Consider the following 20231-nt stretch of genomic DNA (forward strand, 5'->3'; position numbering starts at 1 on the left):
ACTATGCCGGGTATACTGATCACACCGCGTCCATTCTACCTTGCTGAACAATCTGCTCCGGAAGAAGCTCAGTATGCCTTTGGCTATGAAATCACCATCCGTAATCATACGGATGGTGATATACAGCTGATGGATCGTCACTGGCTGATTAACGATGCCAATGGTCAGCAAACCGAGGTACAGGGACAAGGCGTGATCGGGCAGCAACCCGTTATCACAGCAGGTCAGTCTTATACTTACCAGAGCAGTGTGCTGTTGAAGACACCTTTCGGCTGTATGCGCGGTAGTTATACCTTCCGGAATAAACACAACGAACAGTTATTTGAGGTAACCATTGCCCCTTTCGCACTGGCAATTCCGCATCTGATTAACTGATTTCCTTACGCATTATCCTGCAGCTGACGCAGAATAATCGCTCAACCTGCTGAGTAGAGTGTTGAAGTATGGCAACCTATTTTGTTGGCGATATCCAGGGATGTAATGATGAATTACAGCAATTACTGGCACTTGCACAATTTAATCCCCAACATGATGAACTTTGGCTGACAGGTGATCTGGTTGCCCGCGGGCCGAAATCACTGGATGTATTGCGGTTTGTTTACGGATTAGGTGACCGGGCAACCACGGTGCTTGGTAATCATGATCTTAACTTACTGGCGGTTGACGCAGGTTATTCGCAAGCCAAGAAAAAAGATAAAACAGAAAATATTCTTACCGCACCGGATCGCCACGAACTCATGACCTGGCTACGTACCCAGCCGATCATGGCAGAACATCCGACGTTACCGGTCATGATGACGCACGCCGGTTTATCTCCGCAATGGGATCTGGCTACCGCACGTCACTGTGCCCGTGAAGTGGAAATGCTGCTCCGCAGTGATCAGGGAAACTGGTTGCTGGGGCATATGTATGGTGAAGAACCTTCACACTGGGATGCCCGCCTTACCGGGCTGCCGCGCTGGCGCTATATTATTAATAGCTTTACCCGTATGCGATTCTGTCGCAATGATGGCAGCCTGGAATTTAAATGTAAGGAAGCACCCTCGGACAAACCAGCTCTGCTGGCGCCCTGGTTTGAAGTACGCCAGGCCGCACCGGATGAGCCCCATCTGGTCTTCGGTCACTGGGCCGCTCTAATGGGAAAATGTCCTTTACCGACGATCAAAGCATTAGATACCGGTTGTGTCTGGGGCAATCAGCTGACTTTATGGCGCTGGGATGACAACGCCATGTTCAGTCTGAACTGTCCGGCTTACGCCAGTGGCGGAGAATAAACTGCAATGACCCGGAATTAACCGGGTCATTTATTATGCGCAACGTTCAAGGGTTTCAAAACGATAGTTATACGGGTTCTTTTCATCAGCACAGTGCATCTCTTCCGCTACTGTCTGCCAGCGACAGACTGAGTAATCCGGAAACCAGGTATCTGCATCATTCACCGTCAGATCAATATGGGTCAGATACAGCCGGTGCGCTAACGGCAACGCTTCACGGTATAACTGCCCCCCACCGATGATCATCACCTCAGCTTCATCGCCTACCAGCGCCAGAGCCGCATCCAGGCTGTTAACACTCTCAACGCCATCCGCTTGCCAATCACTGTTCCGGGTAATCACCAGATTACGGCGTCCCGGTAATGGGCGGCCAATTGATTCAAAGGTTTTACGACCCATGATCACCGGCTTACCTAAAGTGACTCTTTTAAAATGACGCAAATCGGCAGGTAAGTGCCAGGGCATCTGATTACCACGTCCGATAACCCGGTGCTGAGCCATCGCTACAATCAAAGAAATCTGCATAGAATTATACTATTGGTCTGTTACGGTAAATAAACAACGAAGGTACAGCAAGCCCGAAACAAAGTGCAAAGAGAATAAACAACGTTTTTAAACCATTCTCAATACCTGCTTGCAGGAGCTGCTCGGTCACCCCACTGCTGTTCATGGTTAATATTGCAATAATGGTATTAAAAGCAAATTTGCCGGGGATCATGGGAATAATACATGCCACGGTGAATACCGGCCGGGGAGCCACCAATCGCCGGCATATATAAACAAAAATCAGTCCAATTAACGTCGTTGTAATAAACGTTGCCCATTCAATCGGAATACCCAGATGAATCAGCAACATACGAAAGCTATGTGCAAAAGCACCGCCGATAGCACAATATTTCAGCATCCGTGGCGGCACAGCAAAAATCATCGCAAACCCCACAGCCGGAATAGCCGACCAAAAGGCATCAAATAGGAGCGCTTGTAACAATTGCATTATGGGTTCCATCCCCAGACACCGGTTAATTTCATCGCCAGCACAATTCCGGCTGTCGCGCTCACAGTCAATAATGTCGCCGTTCCCCAGCGAGCCAGCCCCATATTGAAATAGCCTTTAACCATATCAAATACAGCATTCACTAGCGGGAAACCGGGAACCAGCAGCAATACACAGGCTGCCATCGCCAGATAGGGTTGATCCCCCCATTGATAAACAGTCGCCATACTGGCAATTGATGTCGCAATAAAAGCCGTTGTCGCAAAGTTAATTAACGGACTGAAATGACGATGTGCAATTTCCTGACGCACAAACATCCCCACCGCTGATGCTACTGTCGTGGTAAAAAATACCGGCCAGTCACCACCAAACAATAAGCTGAATGCACCGCAGGAAAGACCAACCATTAGAACCACTAACCAGCGGTTATAACGGAATGGTTTAATCTCAGATAAATGCTTATCAACATCATCCACCGTAGTCAGCAGACGCTTTTCACATAAAATACATACCCGCTGGATAGCACACAAAACATGCATGTTGATACCCAGCTCATGTACGCGGCGAGTAGTAGTAATGCAGGAACCATGATTCAATGTTGTTAAAACAATCGCACTGGGAGAGATTGCCATCTCAACACTTTCAACACCCAGCATTGCGCCGACACGGCAGGTGGTTTGCTCAATCAAGCGGCTTTCTGCGCCGCACTGCGCCAGCATTTGTGCAGTTTTCACCAGCACCCGGGTAATTTTTGTTTGCTCTTCCCGGGACAACAGCGCTCCTTGCTTCTGCATACCCTGATTCCTGCCTTCTATATTATGTAAGTAAATAAACCAGACTAGTTTATATCATTTTCATATATCACCACGAACCAGATTTTTGCGCATTACTCAGATCAGTCACCACAGTAATGCGCCGGATCAAACTATTGATATGCTCCATCTGCAGTCCGGCCTGATAAACCAGCCATGCGTAGCCATTAGCATTCAGAGAAAAATTGCTTTGACCGGATAATGTGGCCTGAATTTCTTTTTTATAGCTCACCAGCAATTCCTGGCGTGATGGCGGTAATAAATCACTGCTTCCGGCACAAAAAAGCGATAAATCATGCAGATCCTGCCCAAGTTCACGCCCGGCAAAACCTAATGAAAATAACTCCTGAATCACTACTGCACTGCGGCTATTTTCCCAGCGGGTCTGTGCCAGTAATTCGAGCAATAACAAACAACGGGTTTGAGCCGCGACCAACTCGTCCAGTACATCACTGTGATGCCGCAAGGGCTTAGATTCCAGCGTCACTGATTTATGCAATGATTTCTGTCGCTGAATAGCACGCTCCACGTTTTTCAACATAGCTCTGGTAGCCAGTGGTTTCACGACATTCGGCGACAAATGTGCCTGCCAGATCTTCCCCATACGCCGTAATGATTCAGCCAGTTGCCAGCGCCATTCATTCCGTGCCCTGAGTGGTAATACAAACAGAGATACCAGCAAGGCAATAACACAACCCAGTAAAATAGTACCCGTCCGCCATAGCGCTTCATCAAATGACTGGCTACCGCCATCCAGTACCATAATCAGAGTAAAACCAGCGACCAGATAAGCATATCCCATCTTGCTGGTGGCCCGATATGCAGTGGCGGCAATCCCCAGCATCGCCAGAAAAGCGATCAACCAGGGATTGCTGGTCAGGAGCAAAATTGCGATGCCATAGCATGCGCCTGATACCGTGCCAATGATCCGCTCAATTGATTTTTCTAATGCGCCCCCCACTTGCGGGAGTGTCAGCATAATGATGACGATAGTAACGGAGGTCCAGGCAAAATAGGGTACAGGGAAAAAGGCATTGATGAGGTGCGCGATTAATAGTGCCAGACAGATTTTTACGACATGGATAATACGGATATGCCGGTAAATAAAGAGTTCAAATGCTGATGCGCTTGCAAATACAGACACTAATTACCTCAAAAAAATCCCTCACAAAGTGAGGGATCATTATTATTCACGGGTATAGATGATTTCAACGCCGTCGTCGTCATCCTCATCCCAATCGTCATCATCGAAGTCGTCGGTTTCTTCCGCTTTAGCAACTTTAGCCAGTTGTTCTTTATGGTAATCATCCCACATGAACTCGACTGTCTCTGGTGCACCAGATTGCGCCAGCTGGTCTTTCGGCAAGGACTCCAGATATTCGGCGATTTTATAACAAATAGGTGCGGTACCTTCTTTGTTAACAGCAGAGATACGGAATACTTCACCTTCCCATTCCAGCGCTTCCATCACTCGCTGAATGACTTCTTCTGCTTCATCTTCCAGCATCAGATCCATTTTGTTAAATACCAGCCAACGCGGTTTCGAAGCCAGTTTCGGACTGTATTTTTCCAGTTCATGAATGATGACTTTTGCATTCTCAGCAGGATCAGACTCATCAACAGGACAGATATCGACCAGATGTAACAAGACGCGGCAACGTTCCAGATGCTTCAGGAAGCGGATACCCAGCCCGGCACCTTCAGCAGCGCCTTCAATAAGACCTGGAATATCAGCTATCACGAAAGAACGCTGAGTACCAACCCGAACCACACCCAGGTTTGGTACCAGTGTGGTAAACGGATAATCAGCTACTTTTGGACGCGCGGCAGAAACGGCACGGATGAAAGTCGATTTACCCGCATTTGGTAAACCCAGCATACCGACATCAGCCAGCAGCAACAGTTCCATTTTCAGGTTACGCTGTTCGCCTTTTGTGCCCATTGTCTTCTGACGTGGAGCACGGTTTACCGAGCTTTTAAAACGGGTGTTACCCAGACCGTGGAATCCGCCTTTAGCAATCAGCAGACGGTCACCGTGTTTGGTCAGATCACCCAGCACTTCGCCGGTATCTTCATCGGTAGCACGAGTACCAACGGGTACTGTTAACACCAGATCTTTACCACGGGCACCAGTACAGTTTGCGCCACGACCATTCTCGCCACGCTCAGCCATATGGAAACGCTCAAAACGATAGTCGATCAGCGTGTTCAGGTTGTTGTCAGCCAGCAGATAAACATCGCCGCCGTCGCCACCATCACCACCATCAGGGCCACCATTAGGTACATATTTTTCACGACGGAAGCTAACGCAACCATTACCACCGTCACCGGCTTCAACCCGGACCAGGACTTCATCAACAAATTTCATGACGTCAGGCTCCCCTGTTTGCTTCCTGTTACATTATAGAGAATAACCAACCATAGTTGGTCACATTACAGCCATTCTCTTGAGAACAAACCCTACCCCATAATGATATTCACAGAGAACAGACGGAGGTCAGGCTTGCGCAGAAATCGATATTACGCTGTTTTTAAATGCCGCAAACAACAAAGCCCCGCCATTACGGCAGGGCTTGTGTCTGACAACTCAGAAATTATTCAGCTACGATGCTGACAAATTTACGGTTGTTAGGACCTTTAACTTCAAACTTGATAGTACCTGTTGCAGTTGCGAACAGAGTGTGGTCTTTACCACAACCTACGTTCACACCAGCATGGAACTTGGTGCCACGTTGACGAACGATGATGCTACCTGCCAGTACACTCTCACCACCGAAACGTTTAACACCCAGGCGTTTGCTTTCAGAGTCACGGCCGTTGCGCGAGGAACCGCCAGCTTTCTTATGTGCCATTTAAAAACTCTCCTGAATTACGCGTTGATAGCAGTGATTTTCACTTCAGTGAACCACTGACGATGGCCAGCTTGTTTGCGATGATGCTTACGACGACGGAATTTCACGATGTGAACTTTATCACCGCGACCGTGCGCAACAACTTCAGCAACAACTTTGCCGCCGGCTACATAAGGTGCGCCAACTTTAACGTCGTCGCCATTAGTAACCATCAACACTTTATCAAATTCAACGGCCGCACCAGTTGCAGCTTCCAGTTTTTCCAGGCGCAAAACCTGACCTTCAGCTACACGATGCTGTTTTCCACCACTTAGGATAACCGCGTACATGTTTAAAACTCCGAATTCGGCATAACGGCGTATTCTGTTTTGCTTAAAACGCCGATGCACTTAAACCTAATGACAATGGCCGCGGATTTTACGCAAGTTGTCACCATTACGCAATAAGCAAATCACTATCTTGTGTAATTTCACGCCATAATGCTGATGAGTACCGGCCAAACACTGCACTTGAGATTTGTTTCATGTAGAATTAACAACAATCTTTAGCCTGTACGCTAGCCCGAGAGCATTTTAGAACGCCCATGGATCAACAAGTTATCCGCACTCTCGCCGATGACGATATGCAAGCGGTAAATCAGCTGATTTATCAACGACTGCAATCGGATGTCGCTTTGGTTAATCAACTCGCCTATTACATCATTAGTGGTGGTGGTAAACGCATTCGGCCTTTACTGGCGGTACTCTCAGCCCGAGCCATTGGCTATCAGGGTGATGCACATATTAGTCTGGCAACTATTATCGAATTTATCCACACAGCTACATTGTTACATGATGATGTTGTTGATGAATCAGTATTGCGTCGTGGCCGGGATACCGCAAATCAACTGTTCGGTAATGCCGCCAGTGTACTGGTTGGCGATTTTCTTCATACCCGGGCTTTTCAGATGATGGTTGAACTTGGCAATATGCGGATCATGCAGTTGCTTTCTGAAGCCACCAATCTGATAGCGGAAGGTGAAGTCATGCAGTTGATGAATTGTAATGACCCATCAACGACGGAAGACAATTACCTGCAGGTCATTTACTGCAAAACAGCCAAATTGTTCGAAGCGGCAACGCATTGTGCAGCAATCCTGGCCAATCAGCCGGCACATATAGAACAGGCATTGCGTGATTATGGCAAGTATCTGGGCACCGCATTTCAGTTGATTGATGATGTGATGGATTATTCATCCAGCAGCGAAACAATGGGTAAAAACGTCGGTGATGACCTGTCGGAAGGGAAACCTACCCTGCCATTGATCTATGCGATGGTTCAAGGAACACCTGAGCAGAAAAAACGTATTGAACAAGCGATCACAGAACGTGATGGCATGGAATATCTCGATGAGATCCTTGATATTCTGCAACAGACGCATGCTCTCGAATACACAGTCACCAGGGCTGAACAGGAAGCCCGGAAAGCGATTGATGCATTGTCAGTATTACCTGACTCGGACTATAAAACTGCGCTGCAGGCATTAGCTGAATCAGCTGTACATCGTCAGGCATAGAAAAGACTGACTGTGTAGCGACGTAGCGACAGCGCCTATACATTTCACTTATAAATCACCTAAAAAAATGCCGGACATTATGCCCGGCATTTTTATTACCAATTTGCCAATTAATCTGCAAATGGATGACGCAGAATCATCGTTTCGTCGCGATCCGGGCCAGTTGAAATAATATCAATCGGCACACCAGTGATAGCTTCAATACGATGAATATAGTTGATAGCAGCCTGCGGTAAATCAGCAATGCTCTTCACGCCGAAAGTATTTTCTTTCCAGCCAGGCATAGACTCATAAACCGGAGTTACCAAATCATAGCCATCTGCAGCCATTGGCGGTACATCACGAACAGTACCATCTTCGCCTTTGTAACCAATGCAGATTTTGACTTCATCCAGACCGTCAAGTACGTCCAGCTTGGTCAGGCAGAAACCAGAAATGGAGTTGATCTGGATAGCGCGTTTCATCGCTACCGCATCAAACCAGCCACAACGACGTTTACGACCAGTGGTTGCACCATATTCATGGCCTCTGGCACACAGGTTCTCACCGACATCGTCAAACAGTTCTGTTGGGAATGGACCGCCGCCAACACGCGTCGTGTAGGCTTTGGCAATACCCAGTACATATTCAACGAAACGTGGACCATAACCAGAACCGGTAGCAACACCACCAGCAGTAGTATTAGATGAGGTCACATAAGGATAAGTACCGTGATCGATGTCCAGCAGAGTACCCTGCGCACCTTCGAACATGATCTTATCGCCACGTTTACGGGCCTGATCCAGCATCTCAGTTACATCAACGACCATAGAGATCAGCAATGATGCATATTCTTTTACTGCTGCCAGAACGTCTTCATAAGATACGGCTTCAACACCATAGAACTGAGTCAGCTGGAAGTTATGATAGGTCATAACTTCTTTCAGTTTCTCAGCAAAAGTGTCCATGTTGAACAAATCACCGACACGCAGACCGCGGCGGGCAACTTTGTCTTCATAAGCAGGACCGATACCACGACCTGTAGTACCAATCGCTTTATTGCCGCGAGCCAATTCACGCGCTTTATCTAATGCAACGTGATAAGGCAGGATCAGCGGACAAGCTTCGCTTAAGAACAGACGATCACGGACAGGATAACCGCTGCTTTCCAGCTCATTCATCTCTTTCAACAGAGCATCAGGAGCAAGAACAACACCATTACCGATAATACATTTGCAGTTGTCTCGCAAAATGCCTGACGGAATCAGATGCAGAACGGTTTTTTTACCATCGATAACCAGGGTATGACCGGCGTTGTGTCCTCCCTGATAACGTACTACGAATTGGGCTTTGTCGGTCAGCAGATCGACAATTTTACCCTTCCCTTCGTCACCCCATTGGGTGCCTAAGATAACAACGCTTTGACCCATTTTTTTCTGTCTGAAGTGTGGTTAAAAAAGGATTCTAACAAAATTTGAGCAGAGCAGAAATGCTCTTGTGCGAAGTTTAATTAAGAAATTTGCTGACAAGAAAAGAGGGCTTCCGCCCTCTTACTGTATAACCGTTTATTTTGCAGTCACTGGCTGTGAGTTTTTAAGGTATTTAAAGAAATCATTTTCGGTACTCAGGACCATGAAATCCTTACCACTATTGAAGCTGTTTTTGTAAGCATCCAGACTACGCAGGAATGAGAACAACTCCGGATTTTTCCGGTATGTTTCTGCATAAATTTTAGCTGCCTGAGCATCACCCTGACCGCGGGTCTCACGCGCTTTACGCTCTGCTTCCGCAATCATGACGGTGACACGGCGATCGATAGTAGCCCGTAACATTTCTGCCTGTTCTCTACCCTGAGAGCGATGTTCACGTGCTACTGCATTACGTTCGGCCCGCATACGCTGATAGATAGAGTTAGATACTTCCAGCGGAAGATTGATCTGTTTTATCTTCACATCAACAACTTTGATACCCAGCTCAGAAGATCGGGCCATCTGACGTAATGTATCCTCCATTACCTCAGTACGCTGACCAGATACAATATCAGTGATAGTACGGCCACCAATTTCAGAACGTAATCCGTTGTTGATTTTACGCTTCAGCAAAGATTCCGCCTGAACACGGCTACCACCGCCGGTTGCCAGATAAAATTTGGAGAAATCTTCAATTCGCCATTTCACATAAGAATCAATAATCAGATCTTTTTTCTCAGAGGTAACAAAGCGATCAGCCTGTCCATCCAATGTCTGAATACGGGAATCCAGCTTACGGACATCATCAATGAAAGGCCATTTCCAGTGTAAGCCAGGCTCATATACCTTTGGAATATCACTATCGCCTTCACGAATGACTTTACCAAACTGCACGACAATACCGCGCTGGCTTTCGTCAATCACAAACAGTGAAGAAGATGCCAGCATGCCTACGGCAGCCAAACCAATCAGAATATAATTTTTCATTAGTATCTCCCGCTCGTACGGCTGCTATCACGTAAAGGCTGACTGTCAGTTACGCTATCAGTGCCGCTGTCATTCTCTGTAGGTGTATTTGACTGCGTATTATTTACAGTCGAAGAGAGTGACGGGGTCATACTGTCTTTTCTGGTGTTTGTCTGTGTTGCATTCATTTTATCAAGAGGCAGATAAATAACATTATTGTTTCCTTTAGGAACATCAATCAGCACTTTATTTGTCTTCTGATATAACTCTTCCATCGTGTCCAGATACAAGCGTTCACGCGTCAGTTGTGGTGCTGCAATATACTCCGGCAATAACTGGTTAAAGCGGGCAACTTCACCGGTAGCTCTTAATACCACCTGCTCTTTATAGCCCAGAGACTCTTCTTCCAGTCGCTTAACCTGTCCACGCGCTTTTGGTTCTGTTTCACGCGCATAGGCTTCTGCTTCACGGAGGAAACGTTGTTCATCTTCCTGAGCAGAAATAGCATCATCGAAAGCATCTTTAACTTCTTCCGGCGGGCGCGCCGGCAAGAAGTTCACATCAACGATGGCAAGCCCCATGCGGTAAGGTTCAACGATTTCTTCCAGTACCTGCCAGGTATTCTGACGAACCTTCTCACGTCCCCGGGTCAGCAAATCATCCATACTGGTATGACCCACAACATAGCGTAATGCGCTGTCGGTCGCTTCCCGCAGGCTGTTATCAGCATCAGTCACACTAAACAGATATTCACGCGGATTAACAACACGGTATTGCACATCCATTTCGACACGGACAACGTTTTCATCCTGCGTCAGCATAAACCCGGAAGATGGCATGGACTTAACAGATTCCACATCAACAGGTATCACCTTGTCGACAAAGGTCCATTTCCAGCGCAAACCGGGATCGACTGTTTCGTGATATTTACCGAAACGCAGCACGACACCACGCTCAGCTTCTTCAATAGTATAGAAACCACTACCGATCCAAATCACAACTGCCAGTAAAGCAAAAATAATAAGACCAGTACTGCCGCCTGAACTCTGACCACCAAATGTGCCGGTCAATCGCTCCCTGACACTTTTCAGCAGTTTATCTAGATCAGGCGGGATCTGACTTTTCCCTGTGTTCTTCCAGGGGTCTCGATCTTTGTCTTTGTCATTATTGTTTCCAGGCTCATTCCAGGCCATTCGAGTCTCCGTTGATTCTCATATTGTGTCTAATATACAAATAATTAACACATTATTGCTTAACGATGAAGTTAAGAATATCCGGTCCTTCTTGTTTCACAAGACGCAGCCATTCCACTTCAGAAAGACGGATTTGCACGATGCAATTACCATCTTCGGCATAATTTTCACGCTGTATTGCCTTAAGTTCATATAACCGGCTGCGTAAACGGGCTGCTGATACAGGTAGTTTGAGCTGATGCTCAACAATCTGAACACTCAATAACTCATCTAGCACCGTCAACAGTAGATCGGTCCCCTCACCCGTTAGCGCGGATAACCATACAGCAACAGGCTTGCCTGTGTCATCTCGCTCAATCCGAGGTATTCCTTCGGGAAGACAATCAACTTTGTTATACACCAGCAGCTGAGGCACTTCATCGGCTTCGATTTCGTGCAGAACTTCATTTACCTGTGCCATGTTATCTTGTACTCGTTCATCGGCACAATCGATCACATGCAACTGTAAATCAGCTTCACGGGTTTCCTGCAATGTGGCTTTAAATGCTGCAACCAGATCATGTGGCAGGTGTCGTATAAATCCAACTGTATCCGCCAATACCACCGGACCGAGCCGTTCCAGTTCAATCCGGCGTAAAGTCGGATCAAGTGTGGCGAATAACTGATCCGCCGCATAAACCTTAGATTGAGTCATGCGGTTAAACAATGTGGATTTACCGGCATTGGTATATCCCACCAGAGACACGACAGGGATCGCATTCCGCACCCGGGCACGACGCCCCTGTTCACGCTGTTTCTCAACCTTTTCCAACCGACCCAGAATATTAGAGATCTTTTCCCGGATAAGCCGACGATCAGTTTCCAGCTGTGTTTCACCCGGCCCTCTCAGACCAATCCCGCCTTTCTGACGCTCAAGATGTGTCCAGCCACGAACCAGACGACTGGATATATGACGCAATTGCGCCAGTTCTACCTGAAGTTTACCTTCATGCGTCCGGGCCCGCTGGGCAAAAATATCAAGGATAAGTGTGGTGCGATCAAGCACACGACATTCGAACATCCGTTCGAGATTTCGCTCCTGCGCTGGCGTTAAGGCATGGTTAAAGATAACCAGATCAGCTTGTAAGCGATGCACTTCCTGAGCAATTTCATCAGCCTTACCAGTACCGACAAAAAATTTGGCCTGCGGGGAATCACGACGGGTTGTAATGGTGCCCAGGATGGTAGCACCTGCGGATGTGGCCAGCATTTCCAGCTCACGTAAATCTTCTCTGGCTGTTTCGTCTCTGAAATCAACATGGACCAGAAGAGCCTGTTCTCCGCCTTGATAGCGTTCAAACAAGAGATAACTCCTCAGCAACTAACAACGAAATCCCTGCCATAACAGCAGGGAAAAGCAGGTTACTCTTCAGACTGTGAATCACTGTCACCAGCAGCGGGTGCAGTGTGATGCGCTACCGGACGAGCAGGAACCACGGTAGAGATTGCGTGCTTATAAACCATCTGACTGACTGTGTTTTTCAGCAAAATAACAAATTGATCGAATGATTCGACCTGTCCTTGCAGCTTAATACCATTGACCAGATAGATAGATACAGGAATACGCTCACGACGTAACGCATTCAAAAATGGATCTTGTAAGGATTGCCCCTTAGCCATGTTATTGTCCTTATACTTTTGTTTTAATTGAGCAAGGCGTTAAATATTAAAGTAGCAGATATTATTGAGGACGTCATGCGCTTGTGAGGCTGTGACAGATAATATCTGCGTTATTGATTGCGCCAGTTTCAAGCCAGGTCACGTTTTGCCAACTTCTTAACCAGGTCATCTGTCGCTTCGCCAGCTGGCAGGTAGCAACGATGCCACGATAGACCATTTCGTCATAGCTGATTTGCCCATCCAGATATTCCCACATCTGCCGGTAGCCGACACAGCGGATCGATGGTAAATCAGCATTCAAATCACCACGGTCATACAACGCACGGACTTCCTGTTCAAAGCCCTGAGATAACATCAGATGAAAGCGCTCAGCGATACGTTGCCGTAATAACTCCCGATCTGTCGGCGCAATTGCAAATTGCAGCGTACGGTAAGGAAGTTGTTCGCCTTTGGTTTGCGTCAGTTCAGTCAGGGTTTGCCCACTGATGCGGTAAACCTCAAGTGCACGCGATAAGCGCTGCGGATCATTCGGATGAATACGCGCTGCCGCTACAGGATCAATACTTTGTAATTGAGCATGCAATGCTTCCCAGCCTGACAGGCTGGCTTCAGCTTCTATTGCCTGCCGGATAAGCGGATCAGCTGCCGGCAGCGGTGATAGTCCTTCCAGCAACGCTTTGTAATAAAGCATTGTTCCGCCAACCAGTAACGGAATACGTCCTTGTGCAACGATGGTTTCTATTTCACGTAATGCATCCTGTCGGAAATCCGCAGCAGAATAGGTCTGAAACGGATCCCGTATATCCAGCAAGCGATGCGGAGCCTGAGCCAGTTCTTCAGCAGTAGGTTTTGCCGTGCCGATGTCCATTCCACGATAGATCAATGCTGAATCAACACTGATGATGTCACACGGTAAGCGCTTTACTAATTCGATAGCCAGAGCCGTTTTACCGGATGCTGTTGGGCCCATAAGAAATATCACAGGCGGGTGACGCGGATCAGTCACGGGAGAAAACCTCAAGAATGTTGGTTAGATCAACGGAGCGCATCAATTGGGTGTTGTTCTGCCAGTCAGCAACGTTCTGCTGTAACCAAAGCCATAGTGAGCGGGCAGAATCCATTGAATAATGATGTGGAATAAGCCCCGGTAACTTTAACCAGGTAGCTATAAATGAATGCCATTCCTGATGCGACAAAGCGACCGGATACCTCTCCAGTAAACTCAGCATCGCAGGAATGGTGGAAGCCATGTCCGTCTGACGTAGTAATGCAGGAACAGCCTGAATAATAATCTGCTTGTTCTTATGCGTGTTATAACGAAGCCCCAGCTTTTGTAGCCAGATCCCATATTCAGCTAACCACTCATGAGGTCGGGCAATGTCAAGGCGTTGCGGAATCAATAAAGGCTGAGCTATCAGCCCCTCATTGAAGGACGCATTACATTGAGTTAACCACTGCAGAGACTGGATGGCCACAAGATCGGACAGGTATAAGGTATCGTCCTGCGCTGATAACAAATACCGCTGCTGAATCAGACGTAATACCGGCCAATCTGAATTATCAGGAGCAGCAACACTTCCTGCCTCCCGGCTAACTGGAATAGATGGTAATTCGGAAGTGAGCAGTTGCCCGTATGATCGCAGTTGCGAACCCGATGGTGATGAATACCCACCGGTCGGCGCACTGTACTGATGCTGGCCTGTTGCCCGGTTTTTTAACGGTGAAACCGGATAATCCGGCGCCGCATCTTCAATTCCGGAAAACACAGCATCCGGCGCATTTTCACTGTATGCCGTCTGTAATGCCTGCCTGATCACTTGTACGATAAAATCATGTACCTGTCGTGATTCATGAAAACGGACTTCATGCTTGGATGGATGAACATTAACATCGACCTGATGCGGATCCAGCTCCAGATACAGGATATAAGCCGGCTGGAAAGAGGTACCGGTACATTCACTGTATGCCTGACGGATAGCATGATTCAGTAATTTATCCCGGATCATCCGTCCATTAACGTAACAGTACTGCACTTCATTGATAGCGGTCAGTGGCTGCGGTGCCAGCCAGCCATACAGATGCAGACCGAGATGCTCACTATCGATCCGTAATGCCGCCTGCATAAATTCAGCACCACATGCCTGAACAACCCGTTGTTCCTGCTGTGATTCCGTTTGTGCCGGGCGATATTGCCGTAATAATTTACCGTTATGTTTGAGATTAATCGCGACATCAAAACGACTGAGCGCCAGTCGCCGTAACAACTCATCAATATGCGCAAATTCTGTTTTTTCGCTCCGCAGGAAACGACGTCGTGCGGGTGTATTGAAAAAAAGATCCAACACCTCAACTGTCGTCCCGACCGGATGGGCGGCAGGTTTGACGGTTACCGCCATCTCTCGCCCTTCCGCATACGCCTGCCAGGCTTCATGTTGTCCGGCTGTACGGGATGTCAGCGTCAGGCGGGAAACTGAACTGATAGACGCTAATGCTTCGCCACGAAATCCGAGGCTTGCGATGTGTTCCAGATCATCCAATGTAGCCACTTTGGATGTGGCATGCCTGGCCAGAGCAAGAGCAAGCTCTGTTCCGCAAATGCCACCGCCGTTATCTCGGACCCGGATCAGCTGACAGCCGCCTTTTTCCAGCTCGACATCAATTCTGTTGGCACCGGCATCCAGACTATTTTCCACCAGCTCTTTGATCACCGAGGCCGGTCGTTCAACGACCTCCCCGGCGGCTATCTGGTTGGCCAGAATTGGTGGCAGAATTTGAATTGGCATATCAGATCGCAGGAATGATGATCACTTGTCCAATCAACAGATTGTCGGACTTCAGTTTGTTCTTATTGCGGATAGCACTCTGGCTTACACCGTACTGAGATGCCAGACCGGATAAACTTTCCCCTGTTTTCACCACATGTTTACGGTAATCCGCTGTTGCAGAAAGCATGGCTTTATTGGTGGATGACTTTACAAAAGTACCGCCCGATTTTGACTGCCTACGACTGTAATAATCTGTGACACCTCTGAATATTGCCTTAGCCAGCTGAGACTGATACTGAGCAGAAGCGAGTAACCGTTCTTCCTGTGGATTAGAAATAAAGCCGGTCTCGATCAGCAGCGAAGGAATATCCGGTGCTTTCAGCACGGCAAGGCTGGCGTGTTCCGGTCGTTTCTTATGCAGACTGGCAACATTTCCTATCCGGCGTAATACCCGTCTGCCGATGTCATAACCTTCACTGCGGGAGTTATCCCAGGAAAGATCAAGTATGGTTTGTGCCAGATATGGATTAGGTTCAGTTTCTGCGATGACCTTACCGGCCCCACCGAGCAATTCGGTATGTTTCTTCTGCTGAACCAATAACTTATCCATTTCCTTATCAACCCGCTTCGCAGACAAAATCCACACCGATGCCCCACGAACAGAGCTTTTAGGGCCACTATCGGCATGGATTGAAATCAGTAACCTGGCTTTTTTTCTTCGGGCAATTGCAGACCGCTCATCAAGTTCAACAAAATTATCTTTGGAACGCGTCATGATAGCCCGCATACCAGGCTGATTATTAATCAGATTTGCCAGATTACGGGCTATTGCCAGAGTCACTGTCTTTTCGTAGGTATTACCAGGCCCGATAGCGCCAGGATCCTTTCCGCCATGTCCGGCGTCAATCGCAACGATAAACGGACCACCGCCGGAAGGTAATATGGCTTTGCTGGTATCCGGTGCATCATCCGGTTCGTCAACAACTGAGGAAGAAGATGAGTCCGGTGCAGACAATTCTTCTTTTGAAATCAAATCGCTCATCTTTATCACGCGACCAGCTACAGCTTTGTCAATTTTCGCAGTCGGCGATACGGTCTGTAATGAAGAAGAGGCTCCCTTATTACGGGGTAGCGCAGCAACAGCCTGAGGCTCTTTTACTAACGCAGCTTCAGCCGATGGAATAGTGCTGGTGCTACCAGCGATGCCTTTTTTGGCGATTAAGGTGCCACGTTTAATATCTATAACCAGGCGGTGATTGCGATAATTTGCCTGTGGAGCCAGCGAGAATATTTGTGGTTTAACGCCATCCGCTAACACAAACTCAACCCGCACAACATTCGCGGGCAAAGTAGTACGGCGGATACTGTTCAGAAAGCCTTCACAGCCTGCAGTACGGGGAACTGGGAAAAGCTGGCCGGTAATATCCTGAAAATCAACAATCAGGCTATTCGTGCCGGTATCAATGGTAAAGCTGTAAACGGGCTGATTTTCGAGATCGAAAACCATACGCACTTTCTCCGCTGTCGGAGCAATACGCAATTTTTTAATCTGATTTGCCGCTGCCGGCCAGGCCGCCAGTACAGCTAATAAAATAAGAAGAAATCTGATTTTCACGATAGATTCAATTTAGCAACAATCATTGCGCCGATGTCAGAACGGGAAGTTATTTCTGCCCTTCTGGCTCCATGTTCATAATGTAATGTAATTTCCAGATCCGGTACTGGTAACCAACCAACCCCTTTTTCCGGCCATTCGATCAGGCATAAACAATCAGGGGCAAAGTAATCACGGATCCCCATAAACTCCAGTTCTTCAGGATCCGCCAGGCGATAGAGATCAAAATGGTAAACCTGCCATTTCGGAAGTTCATAAGCTTCAACCAGTGTATAGGTTGGGCTTTTTACTTTGCCCTGATGACCAAGCGCCTGAACAAATCCCCGCGATAATGTTGTTTTTCCGGCTCCCAGATCGCCATGCAAAAAAATAGTTGTAGACTGATCACAGGCGTGAGCCAGTTCAGCACCTAATGCAACGGTCGCATCGCTGTCATTGAGAGTTCGTATCAGCGTTTTTTCCATGTTGATACCTTTGAGGATTGGCCAGTTTTTGTAACCAGAAAAATAAATCCGAAGCCAGCATGCCCCGTTCACCATGTTCTTTAGCTATTTCATTTGCTGCTTTACCATGAAGCAATGCCCCACAGCAGGCCGCATCATAAAGCGGTAAGCCTTGTGCCAGAAGGGCCGCTATAATGCCAGAAAGTACATCCCCCATGCCACCACTGGCCATGCCAGGATTACCTTCGGTACAAATTGCGATCTGTTTACCATCAGAAATCAGCGTACCAAATCCTTTTAATAATACCACGCCACCATAACGATGCTGTAATTCCTGAACAGCGGCGAAACGATCGCTCTGCACATCCGCGCTGGTACACTGTAATAATCTGGCCGCTTCCCCGGGATGCGGCGTTAACACCCAGTTATGACGGACCTGAGGCTCTTGTGCCAGCCAGTTTAATGCATCGGCATCAACCACCATCTTGCCATGGTAAGAAAGAAGGTGTTGCCATTGTTGCTGCCCCCACTCATCCAGCCCAAGCCCGGGGCCAGCTACCAGCACATCCGGCCAGCAGAGAGTATCTGCTGCTAACTCATGACAGAACATCAGTTCCGGACGGCCACTGAATACCAACTGCCGGTTCTCCGGATGACAGAAGATTTTAACTAATCCGGCACCTGTACGTAATGCAGCCTCACCCGCCAGACGAATAGCGCCCGGCATTCCCGGCCCCCCCCCTGCCAGCAGCACCTTTCCGCAATCACCTTTGTGTGCAGTGCGGGGTCTGGGGAAAAGTGACTGGGCGACGCGGTCATAACTCATGATGTGAATACCGCCGATATCGCAATATCCGGCTGCACCATTTTTTAAATCGGAGAGATAAAGATCGCCAGTATAATCAGCAGCCAAGCCGGTGAGTAATCCGCATTTCAGGGCAACGAATGTCAGTGTTGCTGCCGCATGGACAGCACCGCCCAGCGGCATGCCGGTATCGGCGTTTAATCCGCTCGGAATGTCAACTGCCAGAACGGGTACTGCCTGGCGATTGATAAACTGGATCCACGCCAGCAGCTCTCCACGCAACGGTGTTGACGGCCCGATTCCCAGCAAGGCATCAATAATCAGATCGGGTTTACCATGCAACGTATGCAATCCGCTGCATTTGCCTCCGGCATTCAGCCAGTCACGTCGGGCTTGTTCTGCCGGGATGCCGGGTGGCGGTTCATCAAATGCAACCACTTCGACGTTATAGCCAGCCAGCTTTGCCAATCGGGCAAGCACATAACCATCGCCACCGTTATTACCTTTGCCGCAAAAAATCCACAAATGCCTCGCGGAGGGCCAGCGTAACTGCAAAGCCTGGAACAAAGCGTCTCCGGCACGCTGCATCAGTTGATACATGGAAACATGCTGAACGGCGACCAGCTGCTGTTCCATCTGCCGGATCTGTTCGGTGCGCCAACTGTACTGTGGTAAACTGTCGCAAATTTTGGTGATAACCGGTGCGCTGTGATTCATGACATTCACGCTCGATCTGCAAAAGTTAGCCCACGATATCAAGCTATGGGGACTAGAGCTAGGCTTTGATCAGGTCGGGATCACAGACTGCGATTTAACTCATGAAGAGACCCGCCTGGAAAGCTGGCTAGCCAAAGGCTATCACGGTGAAATGGAATACATGGCCCGCCATGGCCTGATGCGGGCCCGTCCATCTGAACTGCAACCCGGCACCCGTTCTGTTATCTCTGTACGCATGAATTACCTGCCTCCCGTGGCAAAAGTGGCTGAAACGCTGGATAACCCGGCACATGCATACATCAGTCGCTATGCGCTTGGACGTGACTATCACAAAGTTCTGCGTAACCGTTTAAAGCAGTTAGGTGAACGTATTCAGCAAGCCTGTGGTGAACTGCAATTCCGTCCGTTTGTTGATTCGGCTCCTGTGATGGAACGACCGCTGGCTGATAAAGCCGGACTTGGCTGGACCGGGAAACATACGCTGTTGCTCAATCAGCAAGCCGGTTCTTTCTTCTTTCTCGGTGAATTACTGATTGATCTGCCCTTGCCCGCAGATCAGCCGGTTGAACCCGCCTGCGGCAACTGTTCTGCCTGCCTGCAGATTTGTCCAACCAATGCCATCGTTGCACCTTATGAATTAGATGCCCGTCGCTGTATTTCTTATCTGACCATCGAATTGAATGGCCCGATCCCCGAAGAGTTCCGGCCGCTGATTGGCAACCGGATCTATGGCTGTGATGACTGCCAGCTGATTTGCCCGTGGAACCGTTATGCAGTTTCGTCGCCTGAAGCTGACTTTTCACCTCGTCACCAGCTCCATACCCCCGAATTACTGACACTCTGGTCATGGGATGAAAATACTTTTCTGAAAGCGACCGAAGGCAGCCCAATCCGCCGGATTGGCTTTGAAAAATGGCAGCGTAATATTGCCGTTGCATTAGGTAACGGACCGGCATCAGAATCCGTTCTTCATGCCCTGCTGGAAAAACGCAGTCACACAACAGAATTAGTGCAAGAGCATATCGACTGGGCATTACAGCAATTACAGACTAAACAGATAGCTGACAATAAAAAACATGCACGGCTGATCCGCTGTATTTACAAGGGATTACCTGAACATTCTTAAGGACTCT

21 protein-coding genes are annotated in these 20231 nt (G+C 48.2%); 4 read left to right on the forward strand and 17 right to left on the reverse strand.

The window, feature by feature from the left end; translation table 11 throughout:
• Positions 1 to 3: 3 nt before the first annotated feature.
• Both apaG and TOLA_RS12060 read left to right on the forward strand, forming a co-directional pair.
• Entirely contained in the window at positions 4 to 375 is a 372-nt protein-coding gene (apaG, locus tag TOLA_RS12055; RefSeq protein ID WP_015879436.1) for a Co2+/Mg2+ efflux protein ApaG, read from the forward strand.
• 68 nt (positions 376 to 443) lie between these two features.
• Positions 444 to 1274 carry a symmetrical bis(5'-nucleosyl)-tetraphosphatase gene (locus TOLA_RS12060; protein WP_015879437.1) on the forward strand — a complete coding sequence of 277 codons (831 nt, stop codon included), beginning with the start codon at positions 444 to 446 and terminating at the stop codon, positions 1272 to 1274.
• A gap of 33 nt (positions 1275 to 1307) precedes the next feature.
• Here the strand turns inward: TOLA_RS12060 and folA are convergent, their stop codons facing one another.
• The 7 genes from folA to rplU all read right to left on the reverse strand — a co-directional run bounded on the left by folA (position 1308) and on the right by rplU (position 6261).
• Positions 1308 to 1799, reverse strand: a complete 492-nt coding sequence (gene folA, locus TOLA_RS12065; protein WP_015879438.1) for a type 3 dihydrofolate reductase — start codon at positions 1797 to 1799, stop codon at positions 1308 to 1310.
• Between the two features lie 4 nt (positions 1800 to 1803).
• Entirely contained in the window at positions 1804 to 2271 is a 468-nt protein-coding gene (locus TOLA_RS12070; protein WP_041609884.1) for a threonine/serine exporter family protein, read from the reverse strand.
• Positions 2268 to 3062, reverse strand: a complete 795-nt coding sequence (locus tag TOLA_RS12075) for a threonine/serine exporter family protein (protein ID WP_015879440.1) — start codon at positions 3060 to 3062, stop codon at positions 2268 to 2270. Before TOLA_RS12075 ends, TOLA_RS12070 begins: the two co-directional genes overlap by 4 nt.
• Positions 3063 to 3129: 67 nt before the next feature.
• Positions 3130 to 4224 carry an FUSC family protein gene (locus TOLA_RS12080; RefSeq protein WP_015879441.1) on the reverse strand — a complete coding sequence of 365 codons (1095 nt, stop codon included), beginning with the start codon at positions 4222 to 4224 and terminating at the stop codon, positions 3130 to 3132.
• Between the two features lie 42 nt (positions 4225 to 4266).
• Complete coding sequence (gene cgtA / locus TOLA_RS12085; RefSeq protein ID WP_015879442.1) at positions 4267 to 5448, reverse strand: Obg family GTPase CgtA; 1182 nt, start codon at positions 5446 to 5448, stop codon at positions 4267 to 4269.
• A gap of 226 nt (positions 5449 to 5674) precedes the next feature.
• The gene (rpmA, locus tag TOLA_RS12090) at positions 5675 to 5932 is read right to left on the reverse strand and encodes a 50S ribosomal protein L27 (RefSeq protein WP_015879443.1); all 258 of its coding nucleotides are present in this window, start codon (positions 5930 to 5932) and stop codon (positions 5675 to 5677) included.
• A 17-nt stretch (positions 5933 to 5949) separates the two neighbouring features.
• Positions 5950 to 6261: a 50S ribosomal protein L21 gene (gene rplU, locus TOLA_RS12095; RefSeq protein ID WP_015879444.1), complete on the reverse strand. Its 312-nt coding sequence runs from the start codon at positions 6259 to 6261 to the stop codon at positions 5950 to 5952.
• A gap of 254 nt (positions 6262 to 6515) precedes the next feature.
• Between rplU and ispB the strand changes: the two genes are divergently transcribed.
• A complete protein-coding gene (gene ispB / locus TOLA_RS12100) occupies positions 6516 to 7487 on the forward strand; it encodes an octaprenyl diphosphate synthase (protein WP_015879445.1) in 972 nt (323 codons plus the stop codon).
• 110 nt (positions 7488 to 7597) lie between these two features.
• Here the strand turns inward: ispB and TOLA_RS12105 are convergent, their stop codons facing one another.
• The 10 genes from TOLA_RS12105 to TOLA_RS12150 form a co-directional block, all read right to left on the reverse strand.
• Positions 7598 to 8896 carry an adenylosuccinate synthase gene (locus TOLA_RS12105; protein ID WP_015879446.1) on the reverse strand — a complete coding sequence of 433 codons (1299 nt, stop codon included), beginning with the start codon at positions 8894 to 8896 and terminating at the stop codon, positions 7598 to 7600.
• 135 nt (positions 8897 to 9031) lie between these two features.
• A complete protein-coding gene (hflC, locus tag TOLA_RS12110; protein WP_015879447.1) occupies positions 9032 to 9922 on the reverse strand; it encodes a protease modulator HflC in 891 nt (296 codons plus the stop codon).
• Complete coding sequence (gene hflK, locus TOLA_RS12115) at positions 9922 to 11094, reverse strand: FtsH protease activity modulator HflK (protein ID WP_015879448.1); 1173 nt, start codon at positions 11092 to 11094, stop codon at positions 9922 to 9924. The genes hflC and hflK overlap by 1 nt, the downstream gene beginning before the upstream one ends.
• A gap of 52 nt (positions 11095 to 11146) precedes the next feature.
• A complete protein-coding gene (gene hflX / locus TOLA_RS12120; RefSeq protein WP_015879449.1) occupies positions 11147 to 12436 on the reverse strand; it encodes a ribosome rescue GTPase HflX in 1290 nt (429 codons plus the stop codon).
• A gap of 59 nt (positions 12437 to 12495) precedes the next feature.
• Positions 12496 to 12753 (reverse strand): RNA chaperone Hfq, encoded by a 258-nt coding sequence (gene hfq / locus TOLA_RS12125; RefSeq protein ID WP_015879450.1) that lies wholly within the window; start codon positions 12751 to 12753, stop codon positions 12496 to 12498.
• Between the two features lie 73 nt (positions 12754 to 12826).
• The gene (miaA, locus tag TOLA_RS12130) at positions 12827 to 13723 is read right to left on the reverse strand and encodes a tRNA (adenosine(37)-N6)-dimethylallyltransferase MiaA (protein ID WP_049759219.1); all 897 of its coding nucleotides are present in this window, start codon (positions 13721 to 13723) and stop codon (positions 12827 to 12829) included.
• A 28-nt stretch (positions 13724 to 13751) separates the two neighbouring features.
• Complete coding sequence (gene mutL / locus TOLA_RS12135) at positions 13752 to 15536, reverse strand: DNA mismatch repair endonuclease MutL (protein WP_015879452.1); 1785 nt, start codon at positions 15534 to 15536, stop codon at positions 13752 to 13754.
• A gap of 1 nt (position 15537) precedes the next feature.
• A complete protein-coding gene (locus TOLA_RS16915) occupies positions 15538 to 17133 on the reverse strand; it encodes an N-acetylmuramoyl-L-alanine amidase (RefSeq protein ID WP_015879453.1) in 1596 nt (531 codons plus the stop codon).
• Positions 17130 to 17597, reverse strand: coding sequence for a tRNA (adenosine(37)-N6)-threonylcarbamoyltransferase complex ATPase subunit type 1 TsaE (gene tsaE / locus TOLA_RS12145; RefSeq protein ID WP_015879454.1), 468 nt, complete (start codon positions 17595 to 17597; stop codon positions 17130 to 17132). The genes TOLA_RS16915 and tsaE overlap by 4 nt, the downstream gene beginning before the upstream one ends.
• Positions 17566 to 19098, reverse strand: coding sequence for a bifunctional ADP-dependent NAD(P)H-hydrate dehydratase/NAD(P)H-hydrate epimerase (locus TOLA_RS12150; RefSeq protein ID WP_049759188.1), 1533 nt, complete (start codon positions 19096 to 19098; stop codon positions 17566 to 17568). Before TOLA_RS12150 ends, tsaE begins: the two co-directional genes overlap by 32 nt.
• On the opposite strand from TOLA_RS12150, the gene queG reads away from it, so the two are divergent.
• Complete coding sequence (queG, locus tag TOLA_RS12155; protein WP_015879456.1) at positions 19097 to 20224, forward strand: tRNA epoxyqueuosine(34) reductase QueG; 1128 nt, start codon at positions 19097 to 19099, stop codon at positions 20222 to 20224. The two genes, TOLA_RS12150 and queG, sit on opposite strands and share 2 nt — an antisense overlap.
• Positions 20225 to 20231: the final 7 nt, after the last annotated feature.

It is taken from the genome of Tolumonas auensis DSM 9187, assembly GCF_000023065.1.
Classification (GTDB): Bacteria; Pseudomonadota; Gammaproteobacteria; order Enterobacterales; family Aeromonadaceae; genus Tolumonas; species Tolumonas auensis.

Coding starts and splice junctions, on each gene's coding strand:
- apaG (WP_015879436.1), top strand. CDS start 4: ATGCCGGGTATACTGATCACACCGCGTCCATTCTACCTTGCTGAACAA.
- TOLA_RS12060 (WP_015879437.1), top strand. CDS start 444: ATGGCAACCTATTTTGTTGGCGATATCCAGGGATGTAATGATGAATTA.
- folA (WP_015879438.1), bottom strand. CDS start 1,799: ATGCAGATTTCTTTGATTGTAGCGATGGCTCAGCACCGGGTTATCGGA.
- TOLA_RS12075 (WP_015879440.1), bottom strand. CDS start 3,062: ATGCAGAAGCAAGGAGCGCTGTTGTCCCGGGAAGAGCAAACAAAAATT.
- cgtA (WP_015879442.1), bottom strand. CDS start 5,448: ATGAAATTTGTTGATGAAGTCCTGGTCCGGGTTGAAGCCGGTGACGGT.
- rpmA (WP_015879443.1), bottom strand. CDS start 5,932: ATGGCACATAAGAAAGCTGGCGGTTCCTCGCGCAACGGCCGTGACTCT.
- rplU (WP_015879444.1), bottom strand. CDS start 6,261: ATGTACGCGGTTATCCTAAGTGGTGGAAAACAGCATCGTGTAGCTGAA.
- ispB (WP_015879445.1), top strand. CDS start 6,516: ATGGATCAACAAGTTATCCGCACTCTCGCCGATGACGATATGCAAGCG.
- TOLA_RS12105 (WP_015879446.1), bottom strand. CDS start 8,896: ATGGGTCAAAGCGTTGTTATCTTAGGCACCCAATGGGGTGACGAAGGG.
- hflC (WP_015879447.1), bottom strand. CDS start 9,922: ATGAAAAATTATATTCTGATTGGTTTGGCTGCCGTAGGCATGCTGGCA.
- hflK (WP_015879448.1), bottom strand. CDS start 11,094: ATGGCCTGGAATGAGCCTGGAAACAATAATGACAAAGACAAAGATCGA.
- hfq (WP_015879450.1), bottom strand. CDS start 12,753: ATGGCTAAGGGGCAATCCTTACAAGATCCATTTTTGAATGCGTTACGT.
- miaA (WP_049759219.1), bottom strand. CDS start 13,723: ATGGGCCCAACAGCATCCGGTAAAACGGCTCTGGCTATCGAATTAGTA.
- mutL (WP_015879452.1), bottom strand. CDS start 15,536: ATGCCAATTCAAATTCTGCCACCAATTCTGGCCAACCAGATAGCCGCC.
- tsaE (WP_015879454.1), bottom strand. CDS start 17,597: ATGGAAAAAACGCTGATACGAACTCTCAATGACAGCGATGCGACCGTT.
- queG (WP_015879456.1), top strand. CDS start 19,097: ATGACATTCACGCTCGATCTGCAAAAGTTAGCCCACGATATCAAGCTA.
- TOLA_RS12150 (WP_049759188.1), bottom strand. CDS start 19,098: ATGAATCACAGCGCACCGGTTATCACCAAAATTTGCGACAGTTTACCA.